Here is a 20,212-nt window from a genome sequence, read left to right as displayed (position 1 = left end):
AGATATAGCTACACGATCGTGCGTGGCGGACGTGACGCTCCGCCGCGGGACAACACTCACGCGGGGCGGGCATCAAGTGGGCGATCCGAGGCTGCCAGTGCATCTTCCGATCCTTATTCCAAAATGGAATTCTACCGCATGATTCCGCCACGCGTTGACGGCTGAAGTCGGAGCAGCGGCGGGGATTTGGGCACTTTCGTGGCGAATCGTAAGGAGGCGCCTTTATGCCGGAATGACCAACCGAACGGTCGGGCGGCGCTGTGCGGCCCTGCTTCAGTGCATATGCCGACAGCCTGAGCCTACACCGTTGGCGCTATCATTGACCCTTTCCCGTCTCACCAAGCGCTCCGCGCCACCCGCATGGCCTCCCACGACTACCTGAAAAAAACCCTGACCGCGCGCGTCTACGACGTGGCCCGCGAGACCGAACTCGAACGCGCGCCGAATCTGTCGGCACGTCTGCGCAATCCGGTCTATCTGAAGCGCGAGGACAACCAGCCGGTGTTCTCGTTCAAGGTGCGCGGCGCGTACAACAAAATGGCGCATATTTCCGCTGAAGCGTTGGAACGTGGGGTGATTACGGCGTCGGCGGGCAATCATGCGCAGGGCGTGGCGCTGTCGGCGGCGCGTATGGGCGTGAAAGCGATCATCGTGGTGCCGGTTACGACGCCGCAGGTGAAGGTCGACGCGGTGCGCGCGCACGGCGGCCCGACCGTCGAAGTGGTGCAGTTCGGCGAATCGTATAGCGACGCGTATGAGCACGCAGTAAAGCTGCAAAAAGAGCGCGATCTGACCTTCGTGCATCCGTTCGACGATCCGTATGTGATCGCCGGCCAGGGCACCGTGGCGATGGAAATTCTCAGCCAGCATCAGGGGCCGATTCACGCGATCTTCGTGCCGATCGGCGGCGGTGGACTGGCGGCGGGTGTGGCTGCATACGTGAAATCGGTGCGGCCCGAGATCAAGGTGATCGGCGTGCAGACCGATGATTCGTGTGCAATGGCAGCATCGCTGAAAGCCGGTGAGCGGGTCACGCTGAATGAGGTCGGTCTGTTCTCGGACGGCACGGCGGTGAAACTCGTCGGTGAAGAAACCTTCCGCCTGTGCAGCGAATATCTCGACGACGTGCTGCTCGTGAATACCGACGCGCTCTGCGCCGCGATCAAGGACGTCTTCCAGGACACCCGCAGTGTGCTGGAGCCCGCGGGCTCGCTGGCCGTGGCCGGCGCCAAGCAGTATGCGGAGCGCGAAGGCATCGAGAACCAGACGCTGATCGCGATCACGTCGGGCGCGAACATGAATTTCGACCGCATGCGCTTCGTGGCCGAGCGCGCCGAAGTCGGCGAAGCGCGCGAAGCGGTGTTCGCCGTGACGATCCCCGAAGAGCGCGGCAGTTTCCGCCGCTTCTGCGAACTGGTCGGCACACGCAGCGTCACCGAATTCAACTATCGTATTGCGGATGCGAACTCCGCCCATATCTTCGTGGGCGTGCAGATCAGGAATCGCAGCGAGTCGGCGCAGATCGCGGGCGCGTTTGAAGCGCACGGCTTCGCCACCGTCGATCTGACGTTCGACGAACTCTCCAAGCAGCACATCCGCTACATGGTCGGCGGGCGCTCGCCCTTGGCACACGACGAACGTCTGTTCCGCTTCGAGTTTCCCGAACGGCCAGGCGCGCTGATGAAATTCCTTTCGTCGATGGCGCCGAACTGGAACATCAGCCTGTTCCACTATCGCAACCAGGGCGCGGACTATAGCTCGATTCTGGTCGGCATCCAGGTGCCGGATAGCGAGAACGAGGCGTTCAACAAGTTTCTCGCCACGCTCGGCTATCCGAACTGGGAAGAGACGCAGAACCCGGTGTATCGACTGTTCCTCGCTTGATTACTTGGGACCGCAATCCGCAGATGGCTCTTTCGCTTGTCGACAAACTGGTGGTGGCAATCTCGTCGCGCGCGCTGTTCGACTTCGAGGAAGAGAACCGCGTGTACGAGGAAGGCGACCTGCAAGCTTATGAAGCGTTGCAGCGCGACCGCCTGACCGTGCCCGCCAAACCCGGCGTGGCGTTTCCGCTGATCCGCAAGTTGCTGGCTTTGAACACCGGCGGCCATCGCGTCGAAGTGGTGATCCTCTCGCGCAGCGATCCGATCAGCGGACTGCGTGCGTTTCATTCGTGCCGCGAGCATGGACTCGCCATCGAGCGTGGCGTATTCACGCGTGGACGCGCGCCGTTCGGCTATCTGAAGCCGTTGAACGCGTCGCTGTTTCTGTCCGCGAATCAACAGGACGTGCGCGACGCGCTGGCCGCCGGATTTCCCGCCGCGCGCGTCTTGCCCGAATCGGCGAAAATGGCGAGCAAGTATCCGGACGAAATCCGCATCGCCTTCGACGGCGACGCCGTGCTGTTTTCCGACGAAGCCGAGCGCGTGTTCCAGAAAGATGGCCTGCGCGCCTTTGTCGGCCACGAGATTCACAACAAGGATCTGCCGCTCGCGGACGGTCCATTGAAGCCGTTGCTCGAAGCGCTGCACCGGCTGCAAAAACTCGCGGACGAAGCCGCGCCCATGCATATTCGTACGGCATTGGTCACGGCGCGTTCGGCGCCCGCGCACGAACGCGCGATCCGCACCTTGATGGCGTGGAACATCGAAATCGACGAAGCGATGTTCCTCGGCGGCCTCGACAAGAGCGCATTTTTGCGCGAGTTCGAGCCGGACTTTTTCTTCGACGACCAAATTGGCCACTGCGAATCGGCCCGCGTCGTGACGGCGACGGGGCACGTGCTGAGTGGCATTGTGAACGCATCATGACACCCGAACAATCACCGCTGGGCAAACCCTCCGCTTACACCGAACAATACGACGCGTCGCTGCTGTTTCCGATCGCGCGAAAGAATGCGCGCGAGGCGATCGGCATCGGCGCGCAATTGCCGTTCTTCGGCACGGACATCTGGAATGCGTATGAGTTGTCGTGGCTGAATGCGCGCGGCAAGCCGCAGATCGCGGTGGCCACGTTCTTCGTGCCGGCGGACTCGCCGAATATCGTCGAGTCGAAGTCGTTCAAGCTCTACCTCGGCTCGTTCGCGCAGACCGCGTTCGAGTCGATGGAAACAGTGCGCGACACGATCAAGCGTGACGTGTCCGCGTCGTGCGGCGCGACCGTGTCGGTTCATCTGACCGCGCCGTATGAGTTCGGCAAATTGCAGATGGAAGAGTTTGAAGGTTTGTCGCTGGATCGGTTGGACCTCGATACGGATGTTTATCATCCCGATGCCTCATTGCTGACGGCTGCGCTTGATGAAGCGCCCGTCGAGGAAACGTTGGTCTCCAACCTGCTGAAGTCGAATTGCCCGGTGACGGGGCAGCCGGATTGGGGCAGCGTGCAGATTCATTACGTCGGCCCGCAGATCGACCACGCAGGCTTGCTGCGCTACATCATCTCGTACCGGAATCACACCGGATTTCACGAGCAGTGTGTAGAGAAGATTTTTCTCGATGTGCTGAAGGCTTGCAAGCCGGTGAAGCTCGCCGTGTATGCGCGTTATACGCGACGCGGCGGGTTGGACATCAATCCGTTCCGCACGAACTACAACTTGCCGATGCCGGACAACATGCGGCTGGCGCGGCAATAATCTGTGGGTTGTTCGCCGCGGCAATTTGATCGCGAATCCGCGGCGAACGAAACCGGCTAAATCTTCATTCAGGGTTAAGCCGTAGGCTTCTTATAAGCCACGCAATCCACTTCAACCCGGCAATCGATCACCATCGAAGAAACGACACACGCGCGCGCCGGCGGATTTTCGCCGAAGTACTCGCGGAACACCTTGTTGAACGACGCGAAGTCACGCGGGTCATCCAGCCACACGCCGCAGCGGACCACATGTTCCGCGCCGTAGCCGGCTTCCTTCAGGATCGCGAACACGTTCTGAATCGCCTTATGCGATTGTTCGACGATGCCGCCGTTGATCACTTCGCCGTTTTCCATCGGCGTCTGTCCTGATACGAACAGCCAGCCGTCCGCTTCGACCGCACGCGCAAACGGCATATGCTGACCGCCCGTTCCCTTCCCGCCTTCAACACCATATCGCTTCATCATCACACTCCTTAAAAAGTCCGGCACGCGTTCAGCAGAATCGCCGGGCGCGCCGCAATCAATCGATTAAACAATCAGAACGCGCCGTGCGCATCGCCTTTCGACGCCGCGCCGCGCGCCACGAAGTGACCCGCGCGTTCGCCTGTCACTTCACCATCGCGATACGTCAACACGCCGTTCACCCACACCGCGTCGATGCCGTCGGCGGCCTGTTGCGGGTTCTCGAACGTCGCCACGTCGCGCACCTTGGCCGGGTCGAATAAAACCAGATCGGCGTGGTAACCGATATGCACCTCGCCGCGCTGCGTGAGTCCATAGCGACGCGCCGACAAACCGGTCATCTTGCGCACCGCTTCTTCGAGCGGCAGCAAGCCCGCGTCGCGCGCATAGTGGCCAAGCACGCGCGGAAACGCGCCCCACAAGCGCGGATGCGGCAGCGGATCGTTCGGCAAACCATCCGAGCCGACCATGGTCGCGGGATGCGAAAGAATGCGCCGCACGTCGTCTTCGGACATGTTGTGATACACCGCGCCCGCCGGTTGCAGGCGCTTGCCGGCTTCCTGCTGCGAGACGCCCCACTCCGCCGCAATCTGTTTCACGAGCTTGCCCGCCATCTCCGGATGCGGCTCCGACCACGTAATCGTGATGTCGATATCGCCCGTCACCTGTTTCACATCGAGCGTCGACGAACTGCGGTTGTACGGATAGCAATCGCAACCGATCGGCTGCAGGCGGCTCGCGCCTTCGAGCGACTTCAGCACTTCTTCGCTGCGTCCCCAGTTCGACGGACCCGCGCACTTCAGATGCGAAATCACCACCGGCACGTGCGCGTGACGGCCCACGCGATACGCCTCGTCCATCGCGTCGAGAATTGCGTCGAATTCGGTGCGCATGTGCGTGGTGTACAACGCGCCGGCTGCGGCAAGTGGTTCGGCCAACGCCATCACCTCTTCGGTCGGCGCCGAGAAGGCCGAGCCGTATGCGAGACCGGAGCTCAGACCCAACGCGCCGTTGGCCAACGCTTCTTCGAGCTGGGCGCGCATGCCGTCGATTTCCTGCGGGGTCGCCGCGCGGTCGAGCCGGTCCATCTGGTTGCTGCGCAACGCCGTATGGCCGATCAGCGCGCCGACATTCACCGCCGGCCGCGCCGCGTTCACCGCTTTGACATACGCGGCAAAGGTCGGATACTGGAATGCGTCGCGCTCGCCGAGCAGATTCATCGGATCAGGCGGGTCGCCTTTGAGTGCAACCGGCGACGCGCTGATGCCGCAATTGCCTACGATCACCGTCGTCACGCCTTGCGTGATCTTCGGCAACATTTGCGGCGAGCGGATCACGTGCGTGTCGTCGTGCGTGTGAACGTCGATGAAACCCGGCGCCAACGCGCGGCCTTCGGCCTCGATCACTTCTTCGGCGAGCCAGTTCGACAGATTGCCGATCGCGACGATGCGGCCGTCGCGAACCGCGACATCGCGTTCGACAGGCGGCGCGCCCGTGCCGTCATACAGTTGCGCGCCGACGATCAGCGTATCAGCGGCTTCGGGATGCGAGTGCATGGATCAGTCTCCTAACGGTTGTCGATCGCCGCCGCCGCGGTGCGTGTCGAGTACATGCTTCATGCGGCGCAGCAATTCGCGGCTCTCGTCACCCTGACTGACGGCAAGTTCGGTGACGAGCACATCGAGCGCCATCATCATTGCGTAACGCGACGACGACGGCTTGTAAATGAAATCGGTCTCAAACGCGACGATCGGAATCACCCAATCGGCGAGCCGCGCGAGCGGCGAAGCCGGCGCGGTCAGCGCGATCACGGTCGCGCCATAGCTGCGCGCGATCTTGCAGTTCTCGACCATCTCGGGCACGCGCCCGGTAGTAGACAGCGCGATCACCACGCATTCGCGCGACACAGTGCTGGCCACCATCCGTTGCAGCAAGCCGTCCTGATAGGTCGCGACAGGCCGGCCCAGGCGCACGAGCCGGAAGCGCATCTCGTCGGCGAGCGCGGTCGAGCCGCCGCCCATGCCGAACACGTAGATCATGCGCGCGCCGCGCAAAGCCGCAGCCGCATTGCCCAGCGGCGCCTGGCGCAGCAATTGGTGGTTGTGCGCGAGCGCGGTCTGCAATTCATCGAACACGCGAGTCGCGATCGGCTCGGGCGCGTCGTTTGGGCCGCCGGCCTGCAGGAAGCGCTGACCGACGGCGGCCGCCTGCGCGAGCCGCAGTTTCAGCTCACGCACATCGCGGCAGCCTACCGCCTTGGCAAAGCGCGTCACGGTCGCGACGCTCACGCCGGCCTGCTGCGCGAGCGCGCCGATGCTGGCGCGCGAGGCGCCCGTCAGATCGTCGAGAATCAGCGCGGCGACCTTGCGTTCAGCCGAGCGCAGTTCCGGTGCGCATTCGGCAATGCGCGCGACGATATCGAAAGCCAGCGGTTCGGCGGTTAGGTTCATTGCAGACTATGGAAGGCTGCGCAAAGGCTGAGCGGGGCATCAACCTCGCGCCTTGGCGCAAGCCGTGGTACTAAATAACATTTCTCCATGCATCGTACTTTCGGTAACATGGTAAAGTCAACTTCGATTCAATTTAACCGGACGATGGAGCAAGGAGACATGAAAGTTACAAACTATCAGGGCGCAACGATTGATCCTTATAGCAAGGGCTTGGGCATGGTTCCGGGCACCAGCATTCAACTCACGGATGCCAAGCGCCTCGAGTGGAATTTGCTGAACGAAGACGTGAGCCTGCCGGCCGCCGTGCTGTACGCGGACCGCGTGGAGCACAACCTCAAGTGGATGCAGGCATTCGTCGCGCAATACGGCGTCAAACTCGCGCCGCACGGCAAGACGACGATGGCGCCGCAGCTGTTTCGCCGTCAGCTCGAAAATGGCGCGTGGGGCATCACGCTCGCCACCGCGCATCAGGTGCGCGCGGCTTATCACGGCGGCGTCTCGCGTATTCTCATGGCCAACCAGCTGGTCGGCCGTCACAACATGATGATGGTCGCCGAGTTGCTGAGCGATCCGGATTTCGAATTCTTCTGCCTTGTCGATTCAGTCGAAGGCGTCGAGCAGTTGGGCGAGTTTTTCAAGTCGGTGAACAAGCAGTTGCAGGTGCTGCTCGAACTCGGCGTGCCGGGCGGCCGCACGGGCGTGCGCGACGCGGCGCAGCGCAATGCCGTGCTCGATGCCATTGCACGCTATCCGGACACGCTGAAGCTCGCCGGCGTCGAATTGTATGAAGGCGTGCTCAAGGAAGAACACGAAGTACGCGAGTTCCTGCAAAGCGCGGTTGCGGTTACGCGCGAACTCGTCGAGCAAGGCCGTTTTGCGCGTACGCCGGCTGTGTTGTCAGGCGCGGGCTCGGCCTGGTACGACGTGGTCGCGGAAGAATTCGTGAAGGCTTCGGAGACCGGCAAGGTAGAAGTCGTGCTGCGCCCCGGCTGCTATCTGACGCACGACGTCGGCATCTATCGCAAGGCGCAGACGGACATTTTCGCGCGCAATCCGGTCGCCAGGAAAATGGGCGAAGGGCTGCTTCCCGCGCTGCAATTGTGGGCCTATGTGCAGTCGATTCCCGAGCCGGATCGCGCGATCATCGGTCTAGGCAAGCGCGATTCGGCGTTCGACGCCGGCATGCCGGAACCGGCGCGCCACTATCGTCCGGGCAACGAAGCGCCGCGCGATATTGCCGCAGGTGAAGGCTGGGAGATTTTCGGTTTGATGGATCAACACGCGTATCTGCGGATTCCGGCAGGCGCTGACCTGAAAGTGGGCGACATGATCGCGTTCGACATTTCGCATCCGTGTCTGACGTTCGACAAGTGGCGTCAGGTGTTGGTGGTCGATCCGGCGTATCGCGTCACGGAAGTGATCGAAACGTTCTTCTGATGTGGCTGCTCGAAGGGCGCGTTCTCGGGCAACGAGGCGCGCCTTTCGTGGTGTCGCGGAGCGCGTGATCTCTAGCGCCGCTGCGCCGAACTACTATGTTTAATCGCGCCCGTCCTTCTGCTGAATCAAGGCTGACGTGGCGCTTCACTCCCCGCTGTCTCGGGCGTCTGAGCGGCAGCCTCGCCCGCTCCGGCTGCATTCGCCGTCGCCGCGACTTCGCCGATCCTCGCCTCGAGCATCGTCAACGCACCCGACAGCGCATTCAGCGCCTCGTCCGGCAGCACGGCGATCGTGTCGTGCAGAAACGCATTGCGGCGCGGCAAGCTGGCTTTAGTTGCCGACTGCCCCGCTTCCGTCAGGCGCACATTGGTCACGCGGTTGTCGCGCGTATCCATGCTGCGAGCAATCCAGCCCAAACCTTCCAGCGTTTTCAGCTGCCGGGTCAGCGCGCCCGGATCGACGCGCAAGCGCTCCACCAGCCGCTTCTGCGACGACTCGCCGCCCTGGTCGTGCAGCGCGAGCAGAATGCGCCAGCGCGGCAACGGATGGCCGACGTGCGCCTCGAAAGCCGACATGAACGCCCGATATGTGCGGCCGAATTGCTGCATGACGGCGACGCGGTCCTGTTCTTCCATGATCTGTCAGTAAAACGGTAAGTCTAAAAAATCAGTCCGCGTGAATCACGGGCTCGAGCTTGCGTTGGAGCTTGATCGGCGGCACTCTGCGGCTCTGCCACACCGACACCGCGGCGATGATCGCGGCCATGGCGAGCCCCAGATGAATCGCTGACACGAGCGCTTCGCGCGCGGTCTCAAGCAGCATCGCGCCGTTATGACCCGCGTGCGTCAGCTGGCCGAGCAAAGTAGCTTGCGCGTCGCGATTGATGAGGATTTGCGGGTCGCCAAGGTCCGCGAGCCATTGCGACGCGTGATCGTTGTCCAACGCGCTGCGCACGCCGCTCGCGTACATATGGCTGACCAGCGTTCCGGTCAGCGCCGTGCCGATCATGCCGCCGATCATCCGCAGCGACTGCAACAGCGCCGTCGCGATACCGAGGTGTTCGCGGCCGGCGGTTTGCTGCGCGAAGATCGTCAGGTTCGGCATGACGAAACCGAGTCCCAATCCGCCGACGATCATGAACGACATCAGGAGCCACTGCGGCATGGCGCGCGTTGCAACGACCACGCCGAGGCACGCGAGCGCGAGCAGCGTAAAGCCGATATACAGCATCAGATTGGGATTACGCACGCGCGAGACAATGCGCCCATTGGCGATGCTGCCGATTGTGATGAACACGACCAGCGGCGTGATGACGAGACCCGCTTCTTTAGGCGACATGCCGAAGCCGCCCTGGAACAGCAACGGCGCATAGAACAGCAACGAGAACATCGAAAAGCCGCCCAGCACGGCGAGCGTGAAGAGCGCGGCGAGACTGCGGTTGCGGAACATGTCGACCGGCAGGATCGCCGTTGGGCAACGCTTTTCCCACTGCCACAACGCGTAAGCCGACGCGACGCTCAGCACCAGCAACGCGATCGCGCCCAAGGTCACGCCATGCTTCGGCAGCAACTCGACGAACAACTGCAGCGAACCAAGCGCCACGGCGATCAGCACGGCGCCAGGCCAATCGAGGCGCATCTTGCCTTCGTGTTCGACATGACGCAGATGCGGCAGGAAGCGCCAGACAAAAAACAGCGACAGCAGGCCGACCGGCAGATTCACGTAGAAAACCGAGCGCCAGCCGTAATACTGTGTGAGGAACCCGCCGAGCGACGGCCCCACCGCGTTCGCAATGCCGAACGCCGAGCTCATCAGTACTTGCCAGCGCAGACGCACGACGGAGTCGGGAAACAGATCGGGAATGCAGGCGAACGCGGTGCCGACCAGCATGCCGCCGCCGATGCCCTGCAGGCCGCGCGCGAGCACGAGAAACAGCATGTTGTTGGCCATGCCGCACAGCACCGAAGCGGCGGTAAACACGACGATCGACGCAATCACGAACGGCTTGCGCCCGTAATAATCGCCGAGCCTGCCGAAAATCGGCACGGTGATCACCGAGGTCAGCAGATACGACGTGGCGACCCACGCGTACAACTCGAAACCCTTGAGTTCGGCGACGATCGTAGGCAGCGCGGTGCCGACCACCGTCTGGTCGAGCGCGACCAGCATCGTGACGAAGGAGATACCGAGCATCGCCAGCAGCGATTCGCGGAACGGTAGAACTTGCCCACTCGAATGGTGGGCCGCGGTATGGACAGCCATTTTTGATAGCGCAACAGTTGACACGTCAAACGATTGGGAATCATACCACGGTGCGACGCTCTAAGCGGGACAAGCCGCTGCGATTAGCCGCACGGCAACCGACGGAAAAATGAAATCACATGACGCCAGGGAGGCACATGGAGCCGAGTTCGCTCGCAACACAATCGTTATCGGACGACGATCTGAAGGCGCTGCGCCGCGCGAAACACGAACTGGAGAGCCCCGCGCTGGCGATGAAGCTGGCGAGCATCGTCGGCGCGCCGCTGGAGAAATTGCTCTCGCGCATGCCGGCGTTCGCCAACGAAAAAGTCACCGACGCGACGGAGCTGGCGCTACGCAAGTGCCTGACAATCGCGCTGCGCACGCTCGGACGGCAGGACGGCGCGACGCCGCTGGCGGTGCCCGACAAGCCGAGCAACTTGCTGCACAAGTTTGCCGTGGCGACCACCGGCGCGGCCGGCGGCGCATTCGGACTGTTCGCGCTGCCCGTCGAACTGCCCGTCACGACCACGCTGATGTTCCGCTCGATCTGCGATATCGCGCGCAGCGAGGGCGAGGATCTGACGTCGATCGACACGCAGCTGCAATGTCTGACGGTGCTCGGCATGGGCGGCACGTCGAAAGCCGACGATGACGCCGATTTCGGTTACTTCATCATGCGCGGCGCGCTCGCGCAGGCGGTGTCGAAGGCGTCATCCGAAATCGCCACCAAGGGCTTCACCGCGCATGGCTCGGCGGCCTTGCTGCGCCTGCTCAACACGATCGCCGCACGTTTCTCCGTGCAGGTCAGCGAACAGATTGCCGCGAAGTCGATTCCAGCGATCGGCGCGGTGCTCGGCGCGATGGTCAATACGGTGTTCATCGACCACTTCCAGCAGGTCGCGCACGGTCACTTCACCGTGCGTCGGCTGGAACGGCAATACGGCCAGGCGACGATCGAGGCCGCCTATCAGACGATCGACATCGCGCTCGACGGCTGAGCCGCGCGGCTCGTCACGCGCCGCACGAAGGCGCCGGCGTGATCGAGCGCGCGATTTGCCTCGGGGATGAACGGCGTGAAGATCGGCCAGACGTGCGGCATCTTGTTCCACACTTCGAGTTCGCAGTCGACGCCCGCCGCGCGCGCGTTGTCGGCCACGCGCCGCGAGTCGTCGAGCAACACTTCCGTGCTGCCTGCCATGATGAAGAGTGGCGGCAAGCCGTGCAGGTCGGCATAGATCGGCGACGCGTAGGGATGCGTGGCCGGCGTGTCGCCGAGATAGATTTTCCCCGCCCGCTCGATCGCGGAGCCGCTGAACATGGGATCGAGATTGTCGTTGGCGCGGATGCTGGCGCCGGTCGCGGCCAGATCGGTCCACGGCGAGAACAGCAGGCCGCCTGCGGGCATAGGGTCGCCCGCGTCGCGCAGCGCCACCAGCGTGGCAAGCGCAAGACCGCCGCCCGCTGAATCGCCCGCGATGACGATCGACTCCGGCGCAATGCCGTTGGCGATCAACTGACGGTAGGCCGCGGTCGCGTCGTCTAGCGCCGCCGGGAAACGATGCTCGGGCGCGAGACGGTAGTCGAGGGAAAAAACCGGTCCATCGGCGCGCGTCGCCAGACCGAATACGATCGAGCGATGGCTACGCGGTGAACAGAAGTAGTAGCCGCCGCCGTGGCAATACAGCACGGTCGGTCCGGCGTTTGCCGCTGACGCGCGGTCGGCGCGTTCGAGCCACTCGCCGCGCAACGGCGCATCGTTCTGACTGTAAAGCTCACGCAGACGCCAGCCGCCCGGTACTCGCGGCGACCAGGCGCGCCTGGCGGTCAGCGCGCGCGCTCTTTCGACATCGATGCGCGGCTTGAGGGTTTCCGGTCGAAACTGCCGGCGCAGATACCAGCACGCGAGTGCGCTTTGCCAACTCATCGGGACACGCTCCTTCGATTGTGTCCTGTCATGTTACGTGCGTTCGCGGCTGCGCCGGTGGATGGCGGCTTCTAATCTTGAAAACGCCGGCAGCGCCGGGTAAGGCTTTCCGCTCGCCTAGTTCGCCGGCAAAACCTGCCCGCGAATTTCACCCATCGGGTTCTGCGCGGTATGAACGTTGAAGTACCACTGCCCCGCCATCAGATCCGTCACCTGCTGTTCGGTCAGCGCCGCCGAGCCTTTGATGGGGCTCGCGAGCGCGCCCTTGTCGATCGGCACCTGAACCTTGGCGTTTTGGCCCACCGGCGCGGGTCCGTGGAAATGCGCGGCGGTTGCCGGGCCGCTCAAGCCTTCATAGGTGACCGTCCATTGCAGGGATTTCGTCGACGTGTTGAAGGTGGCGTCCAACATGCCGTGCCCGTGGCTCACGCGAGGCGGCACTTCACTGGAAGGCTCGAGATCCGCCTTCAGTGCCACCGTATCCGCGAAGGCGACACCCGACGCCAACGCCCACAACACCACTGCAAGATTCACTTTTCGAAGCGCAATCATGGTCTTCTCCGGACTTGATGCACCGCCGCACCGACACTCGGCCGCGCGCGAAGCCACCACATACTAGTGCAAATCCGTCAAATCTGTTTGTGCTGGAGCGCGCGTGGCATCGCGCGTTTTTTTAGTGAGACTGCGTTTAGTGCGCTTGCTTCAGGCGCGCTGAAAAGCGCGGCTAGTTTGTAGGTGTCCGTAGTGATTAATCGGTCGTTTCAGACACACATACGTGCATGCGATATTGATCCGAACGCGTCCGGGTGACGTTTTAATCGATTTCCTCAAACAGTTAATTGCGGATTTTGTAATGAATGAATCGCAATATCCCGGTTATGCTTCTGCTTGCGAGAAGTGACTCCTTCATCGAGGGAAGTCTCCAAATCTTTAACGCGGCTTCGGCCGCGTTTTTTTTCGTCTGTTTGGCCCGCTTGGCCTCTTTGTCGCGCCCTGAACTACAGAGGCGCTGGCGCTTCGAAGCGATCACATTCGCGGGAACGGTACCTTATACGAGCAAGGCGGCCTGCTGTTCAATTCCGTCGAGCATGGCATTGCACTTGTCGATTAACAGCATCCCGTCATCACGCACACGTTCCGGCGGTTTGATGGTGATTTCACGCCGATAGTCTTCAAGTGCGTCGAGCAGCGGTGGATATTGCAGGACGCTCGCCGCCCCCGCCACGCGATGAAGCCACTCGCGCACACGTTCCACTTCCGTACGTTCGGACTCCACTCGCTCGAGCAACGGCGACAACGACTGCACGTCCTCACGCACGGACGACACGAACGAGTCGAGCAAAGCCTTGACGGTCGATTCGCTGCCCCACAGTTGGGTCATGTGCGCGAGGTCGACCGGCACGAACGGTTGCGCACCGCCACGCACATCAGGCACAGCGACCGCCGGCGTGCTGACTGCTTCCGAAGGCGCGGCTTGCCACGCGCTGTCAGTGCCGAACCAACGGCTCAGATAATCACGCAGCGTGGCGAGCCGGGTCGGCTTCACGAGACTATCGTCCATGCCCGCGTCACGGCACAGATTCAGGTCTTCGGGCGCGGTGTTCGCCGTGATACCCAGAATGGGCAGGCGATAAGCGCCGTCCTGCTCATTTTCACGAATACGGCGCGTGAGCTCGTACCCGGACACGTTCGGCATGTGGCAATCCGTGATCAGACAGCCATAACTCGTATGTTCCAGCGCGGCCAGCGCCTCGGCGCCGTCGTTCGCCACGTCGCAGGCAAAACCGAGCAAGGCGAGCTGATGACGGATCAACTCCTGATTGACCGGATGATCTTCTGCGACGAGGATCAGCCGCCCACTGGCAATGGCCCGCTCCCGATCCGGAGGCGAAGCGCCGAATTCCGGCGTGCGCGACATGGCCGCCGATCGAGGCCCCGCCGACGGCAGCCCCGTCATCGCAGCGGCGCACGCGGCGCCGAGGCCGCGCCACGAAATGGGATTGATGCTGACGCGCACGTTGTCGTCGAGAATGCGGTAACCCGTCGGCTTCGGCTTCTCGGTCAGACAGATGAATCGCGTGCGCGGCCTCATGTCCGCTGGCAAGATCACATCTTCACTCAAGAACAGTAGATCGATTTCGGCGAGTGCAGCGCGATCGTGCAGTTCCGGCGCATCAGGCGAGACGTGGCGCAATTTGAGTCCAAGCGCCTCGCCAAAGTGCATCAGCGCCTGTGCGACGCGCGCGTCGCCGGTTGCCACGATTCCGCGTTTGCCGCGCAAGCCGTTGACCGAATACCGCGGTGTCTCGACAGGCATGGCGAGCCGCACGGTCATGCACGTGCCGCTACCCGGTTCGCTGCGCAAGGTGAGCGAGCCGTTCATCAGATCGATCAGCTTGCGGCAGATCGTCAAACCGAGGCCCGTGCCGCCGAAACGCCGTGTGGTGGACGATTCCGCCTGCACGAACGGCTCGAACAGCTTGGCCTGCACTTCTGGCGCGATGCCGATGCCGGTGTCCTCGACGACCATTTCGAGCGTCTGAATGCCGTCGCCTTCCGCAACGACCGATACGCACACGTCAACCTCGCCCTGCGGCGTAAACTTGATGGCGTTGCCTAGCAGGTTGAAGAGAATCTGCCGGAGTCGGACACTGTCGCCGCGCAGGGTGGCAGCGACGTCGGGCCCGATATCCACGCGCACTTTCAGGCCCTTTTCATGGGCGCGGCCAGCCAGCAGGCCGACAGCGTTGTCCACCAGTTCACGTAAGTCGATGGATTCGGCCTCGATGGTCAACCGCCCCGCTTCGATTTTCGAATAGTCGAGCAGGTCGTCGAGAATCTGCAGCAGCGCACCCGCCGACTCATGGATCATGCCCAGCATTTCGCCCTGGTCCGCGTTGAGCGGCGTGCGCTCGAGCACTTCCACGAGCCCGAGCACGCCGTTCATCGGCGTGCGGATTTCATGGCTCATCATGGCGAAGAAATCGTCCTTGGCACGGGAGGCCGCTTCGGCCAGGTCGCGCGCTCGCGCAAGCTCGTCGGAGCGCGCGTGCTCCAAGCTGGCGTCCACCCAGTAACCGCTCCAGACGACGCTTCCATCTGATTCGCGGCGCGGTACCAGTTCGGCTCGCGCCCATTTAATGTCCTGGTCGCCGGCGAAACGGAACTCCATGTTGACCGGCGTTTCGCTATGCGCCGAGCGCTCGAGTTCAGCCAGCACGAACGCCCGATCCTCCTCGCACACCCGTTGGAAATCGACCTGATCGCTGACGTTCTGCAAACTGCCTCGCCCACCCAGCAGATGACGCGCGTCGCCGCTGATATACGGAAACGTATACGCTCCATCCGCCGTGCGACGCAGTTGAAACACGACGGCCGGCAGCGAGCGCGTCACGTCGAAGAGGCGCCGCTCGGTTTCGCGCGCACGCATTTCAGCGCGCCGGATATCGGTGATATCGACCATCGTGCCGAGCACGCAAGCCGGTTGCCCGTCACTGCCGCGACAGATTCGGGTCCAGAAAAGGCCATGCCGCACGTTGCCCGCGCCGCGCTCGAACTGCAACTCCACCTGCGCAGTCTCGCCGCCGTTCAGCATCTCGCGGGTCATCTCGTCCAGGATGCGGCTATTGGCCTCGCCCCACGTTTGCACCTGCAAGCTGGTTCGTCCGACGACCGCGTCGCGGCTCAATCCGCAGGCTTGCTCATAGGCTTCGTTGACTGCGAGATAACGGCCGTCGAGATCTTTGGCGACGAGCGGATAGGGCACCGTCTTCATCAACGTTTCCTGGAAGTTCAGTTGCAGTTCCAGTTCCCGCTCCGTTTTCTTGCGCAGCCGGACTTCACGCTGCAGCAACAGATAGGCACGCAGGGTGATCAGCAGCACGACGCAGACGCCGATCAGCACCGGCAGCAGACGCACCGCGGTCACGCTCCATGTGCCTGCCGCCGGTGCATTGCCCGTGACCCACTTCTGCCGGATGCGCTGCTTTTCCGCGGGCGGCATAGCCAGCAATGCACGGTCGATCAAGCCAGCGAGTGGGCTCAGGTCCGGGCGTACGGCAAAGTCGAGCGCGTCGGAGTCGCCAACCGTGCCAAGGATCTTGAGGACGCCGCCGTACTGTTGCTTGAGCAGGATATCGGTGGCGGCCACGTTGCCCACCAGAACGTCCGCCTCGCCGGACTCAACCATCTTGAGCGCCTCGTCGAGACTGGGCGCGACCACGACGTGGTCCGCCGGAATTCGCTGGAACGCCAGTGCAAGCGCCCCGGCGACATGCGACGAAACGACAATGCGGCGTGACGAAAAATCGTTCAACGAGCGAGCCGCCGGTTCGTCCTCGCGCCCGACGAGCACAAGCGGGTAGCTCTCGTAGGCGCTAGTGTGCCGCGCCTTCGTAAGGCGTGGATCGTGACTCGAAGCGGTGGCGAGGATCGCGAGTTCACCGCGCTGAAATGAATTGATCGCGGCGGGCCAGTCAGCCGTACTTGCGCGATTGAACACGACGCCGAGCGTGCGACTCAAATACGTCAGATAGTCGGCGGCAATGCCCGCGGGCCGGCCGGAACCGTCGACGTAACTGAAGGGCGCCCAACTGTTATCGAACCCAACTTGCAACGGCGGCAGCGAATGAAGCCAGGCCTGCTCCTGCGGCGTCAGCGCGAGACGCGGCGTGGCGGGCACAGGCTTCGCGTCGAAGTTGCCGGATAGCCAGCGCATGCGGATCGCCGCCTCGTCGGCCGGGTTCATCGACGCGAGCGCCCGATCGAGTTGGTCCCGCAACGCAGTCTGAATCCGAGGCACTGCGAAGCGCAAATTGGAAGTTTTGGTGTTCTCCTCGAAGGCCACTCGCAAGCCACGAAACTCGTCGGTGGACAAGGCATATTGCACGGCCGCAGTGAAGCCGAGATAAACATCGGCGTCGCCCTGGATCACGGCGGCGAGTGCGTCGCGCGTCGCGGCAAACGTGGTGATCTGGGCGTGCGGGAAGCGCTCCCGTGTCACACGCTCGATCGCAAAACCTTTTTCTAGCGCGATGCGCGCTCCCGCCAACTGGGCGGGATTGCCATAACTGTTACTGTCCCGGCGCACCACGACCGACGAGGAAGAGCGGAAATAAGGCGCGGTAAAACTCAGGCACCGCTCGCGCTCGGGGGTGCGGGCAAGGCTCGTCAGCAGATCGACCTGTCCGGCGCAAGCGGCGGCAAGCAATTGCGGCAGGTCCGGAAACGCCTTGGCTTCGATCACCACGTTCGGCCCGACAAGGGCGCGCAGATAGTCGACGCTCATACCGGTGAGTTGGCCGTCTTGCAGGGCGTCGAACGGCAGCCAGCTGTTAGCGAGAACGCCGACGGTCAGTTTCGCGGGAAAATTGGCGACAACCTGAGTGTTCGAGCGATTGTCGAACGATTGGGCAACGGCTGTTGTTTGCGCGGCGACCAATGAGAGCCATGCGAACAGACACAGCGAGATGCGTGCAAGCACACGCCTCATTGCAGCGCCCGGCACGAAATTGACGGCAGACACGATGATGGTACTTGGCAACACTCAGGCAACTTCGCCGCGCCCGTCGGCGAGCGTGGCGGCGGCGAGGTCTGCCTTGCCGTGCACAAACGAGAAGAGCGCCCCAGCCATGACACCGCCCGACAGCGGCGCGGCCCAGAACAGCCAAAGCTGATCCAGCGCCCAGTCGCCGACGAACAGCGCCTGGGCCGTGGAGCGGGCGGGATTGACCGAGCCGTTGGTCACCGGAATCGACACCAGATAGACCAGGACCAGGCAAGCGCCGATGACCAGCGGCGCGATCGGCGCCATGTCTCGCCTGTGGGCGATCAACAGGCTTGCCATGACGAAACCGAAGGCCAGCACGAACTCGACGGCCACCGCAGAATGCAGTTGATAGTCGGCAGGAGAATGGTCGCCGAAGCCGTTTGCCGCGAACTCGCTCGCGGCCAGATCAAACCCTGGACGCCCGCCCGCCACGTAAAGCAGTAGCGCGGCGGCAACGATCGCACCGAGAATCTGCGACGCAATATAGGGGAGCAGATCCCTGACCGGAAAACGTTGCGCGACCGTGAAACCTACGGTGACAGCGGGATTGAAATGACCGCCGGACACGCCGCCGAAGCAATAGATGGCCGTAGCGAGGGCGAGGCCAAATGCCAGCGCGACTTCCAGCACACCGCCCGCCTGCTGGATCGCACCGACGTTCAACACGATGCTGCCGCAGCCGACGAACACCAGCCACGCCGTTCCGACACCCTCGAATAACAACCGCTTACCTAACGCATCCATGCCGCCTCCTGGTTCTGTCCGCCAGGCAGACGGTGTCGCACGATTACCGTCACCAATCTGCCTGTATTCTCACGGCCCGGGCATCGGTCAGCTTGACGAAACGACTGCTTCATCAGGTGAGCACGGAATAAAGCCGCAGTGAATTGAGAACTATGAGACGGCAGCGTCCTGCAACCAATCAGAAGACTCCTAAATTCCTGGTTCTCCAAAATTATTTGCTGACGGCGCAATGCAATATGGCCGCCGGATATCAGATCAAATCAGGCCAATCCAATCTGCCGCGCATAATCGATCAGGTCGGCTTCCGTTTCCAGCCCAAGCTTGCGCATCGCGCTACGTTTTTGCGTACTGATGGTCTTGCCGCTGCGCTGCAGTCGCACCGCGATCTCATGGACGGCAAGACCTTGCACATAAAGCTGGAATACTTCCCACTCGCGTGCGCTCAGCATGCCGGCGCGCAGTTGCGGCGGCGCGTCGGCCGCATCGATCGCGACCCGCGCGTGTTCCGACAGATAGATGTGCCCGGCAAAAGCGGCCTCAATCGCATCGATCAATGCGGTGACAGTCTCGCGTTTATCGACGATTCCGCCCACGCCGATATGCAAAAGTCCGGACAGCATGTGTGCATGACAGATCATGGTGAGGACCACGACGCAAGGATGCGACTGGCCCCGCAGCAGGCGGCGCAAAAACGACACCGCGTTGCTGCCGCCATCGATGCCTGGCATGCTGACATCGGAAACGACGACGTCGCACGCGCGGTCGTCGAGCAACTCCGCCAGCCCCTGCGTGTCGGCCGCTTCGCCGACACATTCGATGTGCGGCGCGGCTTGCAGCACGCGCTTGACGCCGACGCGAACGCAGTCGTGATCGTCTGCGATGATGACGCGGATCTTCTGTCTCATTTTCTGTTGTCTTATCGTTTGGCACGCCCTGCACGCGGTGTGCTTCCCCGGGCGGTGCCAACACATCTTCTATTCGTCGCGCGGCAACGCGACACGTCACTGATTTACTGCCCGGCGCATCGCCGCTTCGGGATGCGCTCCTCGGGAATCACGCCGTACTCGACCGCGAACCGGAACAGTTCCGCGTCGCTGCGCAGGGCCAGCTTGCGCATGGCAGTGCACTTCTGCGCGCTGATCGTTTTGACGCTGCGCTCCAAACGCGCGGCGATCTCAGTCACGCCGTACCCCGACGCATACTGGGTGAACACTTCGAGTTCGCGGCGCGAGAGAACCTTCCGGACATAGTCGAGCCGCTGGATCGCCGTTGCGTCCGCGATCAACGCCCGCACCGCGGGCCCGACATAGCACTCGCGCGCCAACGCCGTGATGACGGCCACGTGGATCAGGTCGATCCGGTCGCGTTTGCTCACCAGTCCTTCGACGCCGAGCGAAATCACCTTTTGAAGTTCGGCCGCCTCGGTTTCCATGGTGAGCACGACGAGCGCGATGTCCGGGTACCGCGTCTTGAATTGCCTGACGGCTTCCAGTCCGCTGCCATCCGAACCGCCCGGCATGTAGAGGTCCATGAGCACAAGGTCGCATGAACTGCGATCGATTTCCGCGAAGAGTTCGGTGGCGTCGGCTGCACGACCGACAATTTCCATATTCGGATAGCCGCTCATCAGGTTTTCAATCGCCAACAGCACCAATGGGTGATCGTCCGCGATGATCGCGCGAACGGGGGTGCTTACCTCGGCGGTGTCGCGCATCTTTTATTTCTCCTCCGTCCCAAATTAACTGCTGCCTCTTTACGAACAAAACGGCTCTT

At 62.6% G+C, this 20,212-nt stretch carries 16 protein-coding genes; 5 read left to right on the top strand and 11 right to left on the bottom strand.

Translation table 11 applies throughout. The annotated features are described in order from the left end of the window. Positions 1 to 318 precede the first annotated feature (318 nt). From ilvA to queF, 3 genes are read left to right on the top strand one after another with little or no spacing between them, the layout of a single operon-like run. On the top strand, positions 319 to 1,884 hold the full coding sequence (ilvA, locus tag BPHYT_RS03145; RefSeq protein WP_407669198.1) for a threonine ammonia-lyase, biosynthetic: 1,566 nt from the start codon (positions 319 to 321) through the stop codon (positions 1,882 to 1,884). Between the two features lie 23 nt (positions 1,885 to 1,907). Then, entirely contained in the window at positions 1,908 to 2,810 is a 903-nt protein-coding gene (locus tag BPHYT_RS03140; protein ID WP_012431706.1) for a 5'-nucleotidase, read from the top strand. After that, complete coding sequence (queF, locus tag BPHYT_RS03135) at positions 2,807 to 3,631, top strand: NADPH-dependent 7-cyano-7-deazaguanine reductase QueF (RefSeq protein ID WP_012431705.1); 825 nt, start codon at positions 2,807 to 2,809, stop codon at positions 3,629 to 3,631. The genes BPHYT_RS03140 and queF overlap by 4 nt, the downstream gene beginning before the upstream one ends. A 74-nt stretch (positions 3,632 to 3,705) precedes the next feature. Here the strand turns inward: queF and BPHYT_RS03130 are convergent, their stop codons facing one another. The 3 genes from BPHYT_RS03130 to BPHYT_RS03120 form a co-directional block, all read right to left on the bottom strand. Next, positions 3,706 to 4,092: a RidA family protein gene (locus BPHYT_RS03130; RefSeq protein ID WP_007179354.1), complete on the bottom strand. Its 387-nt coding sequence runs from the start codon at positions 4,090 to 4,092 to the stop codon at positions 3,706 to 3,708. Positions 4,093 to 4,166: 74 nt separating this feature from the next. Then, the gene (locus BPHYT_RS03125) at positions 4,167 to 5,648 is read right to left on the bottom strand and encodes an N-acyl-D-amino-acid deacylase family protein (RefSeq protein WP_012431704.1); all 1,482 of its coding nucleotides are present in this window, start codon (positions 5,646 to 5,648) and stop codon (positions 4,167 to 4,169) included. Between the two features lie 3 nt (positions 5,649 to 5,651). Continuing rightward, positions 5,652 to 6,542: a MurR/RpiR family transcriptional regulator gene (locus BPHYT_RS03120; RefSeq protein WP_012431703.1), complete on the bottom strand. Its 891-nt coding sequence runs from the start codon at positions 6,540 to 6,542 to the stop codon at positions 5,652 to 5,654. 159 nt (positions 6,543 to 6,701) lie between these two features. On the opposite strand from BPHYT_RS03120, the gene BPHYT_RS03115 reads away from it, so the two are divergent. Further along, on the top strand, positions 6,702 to 7,979 hold the full coding sequence (locus BPHYT_RS03115; RefSeq protein ID WP_012431702.1) for an amino acid deaminase: 1,278 nt from the start codon (positions 6,702 to 6,704) through the stop codon (positions 7,977 to 7,979). A gap of 125 nt (positions 7,980 to 8,104) precedes the next feature. Here BPHYT_RS03115 and BPHYT_RS03110 read toward each other — a convergent pair whose 3' ends face one another. After that, positions 8,105 to 8,614: a MarR family winged helix-turn-helix transcriptional regulator gene (locus tag BPHYT_RS03110; RefSeq protein WP_012431701.1), complete on the bottom strand. Its 510-nt coding sequence runs from the start codon at positions 8,612 to 8,614 to the stop codon at positions 8,105 to 8,107. A 31-nt stretch (positions 8,615 to 8,645) separates the two neighbouring features. Further along, positions 8,646 to 10,241: an MDR family MFS transporter gene (locus BPHYT_RS03105; protein WP_012431700.1), complete on the bottom strand. Its 1,596-nt coding sequence runs from the start codon at positions 10,239 to 10,241 to the stop codon at positions 8,646 to 8,648. A gap of 137 nt (positions 10,242 to 10,378) precedes the next feature. Between BPHYT_RS03105 and BPHYT_RS03100 the strand changes: the two genes are divergently transcribed. Beyond that, positions 10,379 to 11,221 carry an EcsC family protein gene (locus BPHYT_RS03100; protein ID WP_012431699.1) on the top strand — a complete coding sequence of 281 codons (843 nt, stop codon included), beginning with the start codon at positions 10,379 to 10,381 and terminating at the stop codon, positions 11,219 to 11,221. Here BPHYT_RS03100 and BPHYT_RS03095 read toward each other — a convergent pair. From BPHYT_RS03095 to BPHYT_RS03070, 6 genes are all read right to left on the bottom strand, one after another. Continuing rightward, positions 11,191 to 12,147, bottom strand: a complete 957-nt coding sequence (locus tag BPHYT_RS03095; RefSeq protein ID WP_012431698.1) for an alpha/beta hydrolase — start codon at positions 12,145 to 12,147, stop codon at positions 11,191 to 11,193. The genes BPHYT_RS03100 and BPHYT_RS03095 overlap by 31 nt on opposite strands. 117 nt (positions 12,148 to 12,264) lie before the next feature. Next, entirely contained in the window at positions 12,265 to 12,699 is a 435-nt protein-coding gene (locus tag BPHYT_RS03090; protein WP_012431697.1) for a CHRD domain-containing protein, read from the bottom strand. 496 nt (positions 12,700 to 13,195) lie between these two features. Continuing rightward, positions 13,196 to 17,638: an ATP-binding protein gene (locus tag BPHYT_RS03085; protein ID WP_012431696.1), complete on the bottom strand. Its 4,443-nt coding sequence runs from the start codon at positions 17,636 to 17,638 to the stop codon at positions 13,196 to 13,198. A gap of 54 nt (positions 17,639 to 17,692) precedes the next feature. Beyond that, positions 17,693 to 18,439 carry an aquaporin Z gene (gene aqpZ, locus BPHYT_RS03080; protein ID WP_012431695.1) on the bottom strand — a complete coding sequence of 249 codons (747 nt, stop codon included), beginning with the start codon at positions 18,437 to 18,439 and terminating at the stop codon, positions 17,693 to 17,695. Between the two features lie 260 nt (positions 18,440 to 18,699). Then, positions 18,700 to 19,344: a response regulator transcription factor gene (locus BPHYT_RS03075; protein WP_012431694.1), complete on the bottom strand. Its 645-nt coding sequence runs from the start codon at positions 19,342 to 19,344 to the stop codon at positions 18,700 to 18,702. Positions 19,345 to 19,448: 104 nt separating this feature from the next. Next, positions 19,449 to 20,153, bottom strand: a complete 705-nt coding sequence (locus BPHYT_RS03070; RefSeq protein ID WP_012431693.1) for a response regulator transcription factor — start codon at positions 20,151 to 20,153, stop codon at positions 19,449 to 19,451. Between the last annotated feature and the right edge of the window lie 59 nt (positions 20,154 to 20,212).

This window comes from Paraburkholderia phytofirmans PsJN (genome assembly GCF_000020125.1).
Classification (GTDB): Bacteria; Pseudomonadota; Gammaproteobacteria; order Burkholderiales; family Burkholderiaceae; genus Paraburkholderia; species Paraburkholderia phytofirmans.
This window is presented reverse-complemented; position numbering and strand designations above follow the sequence as displayed.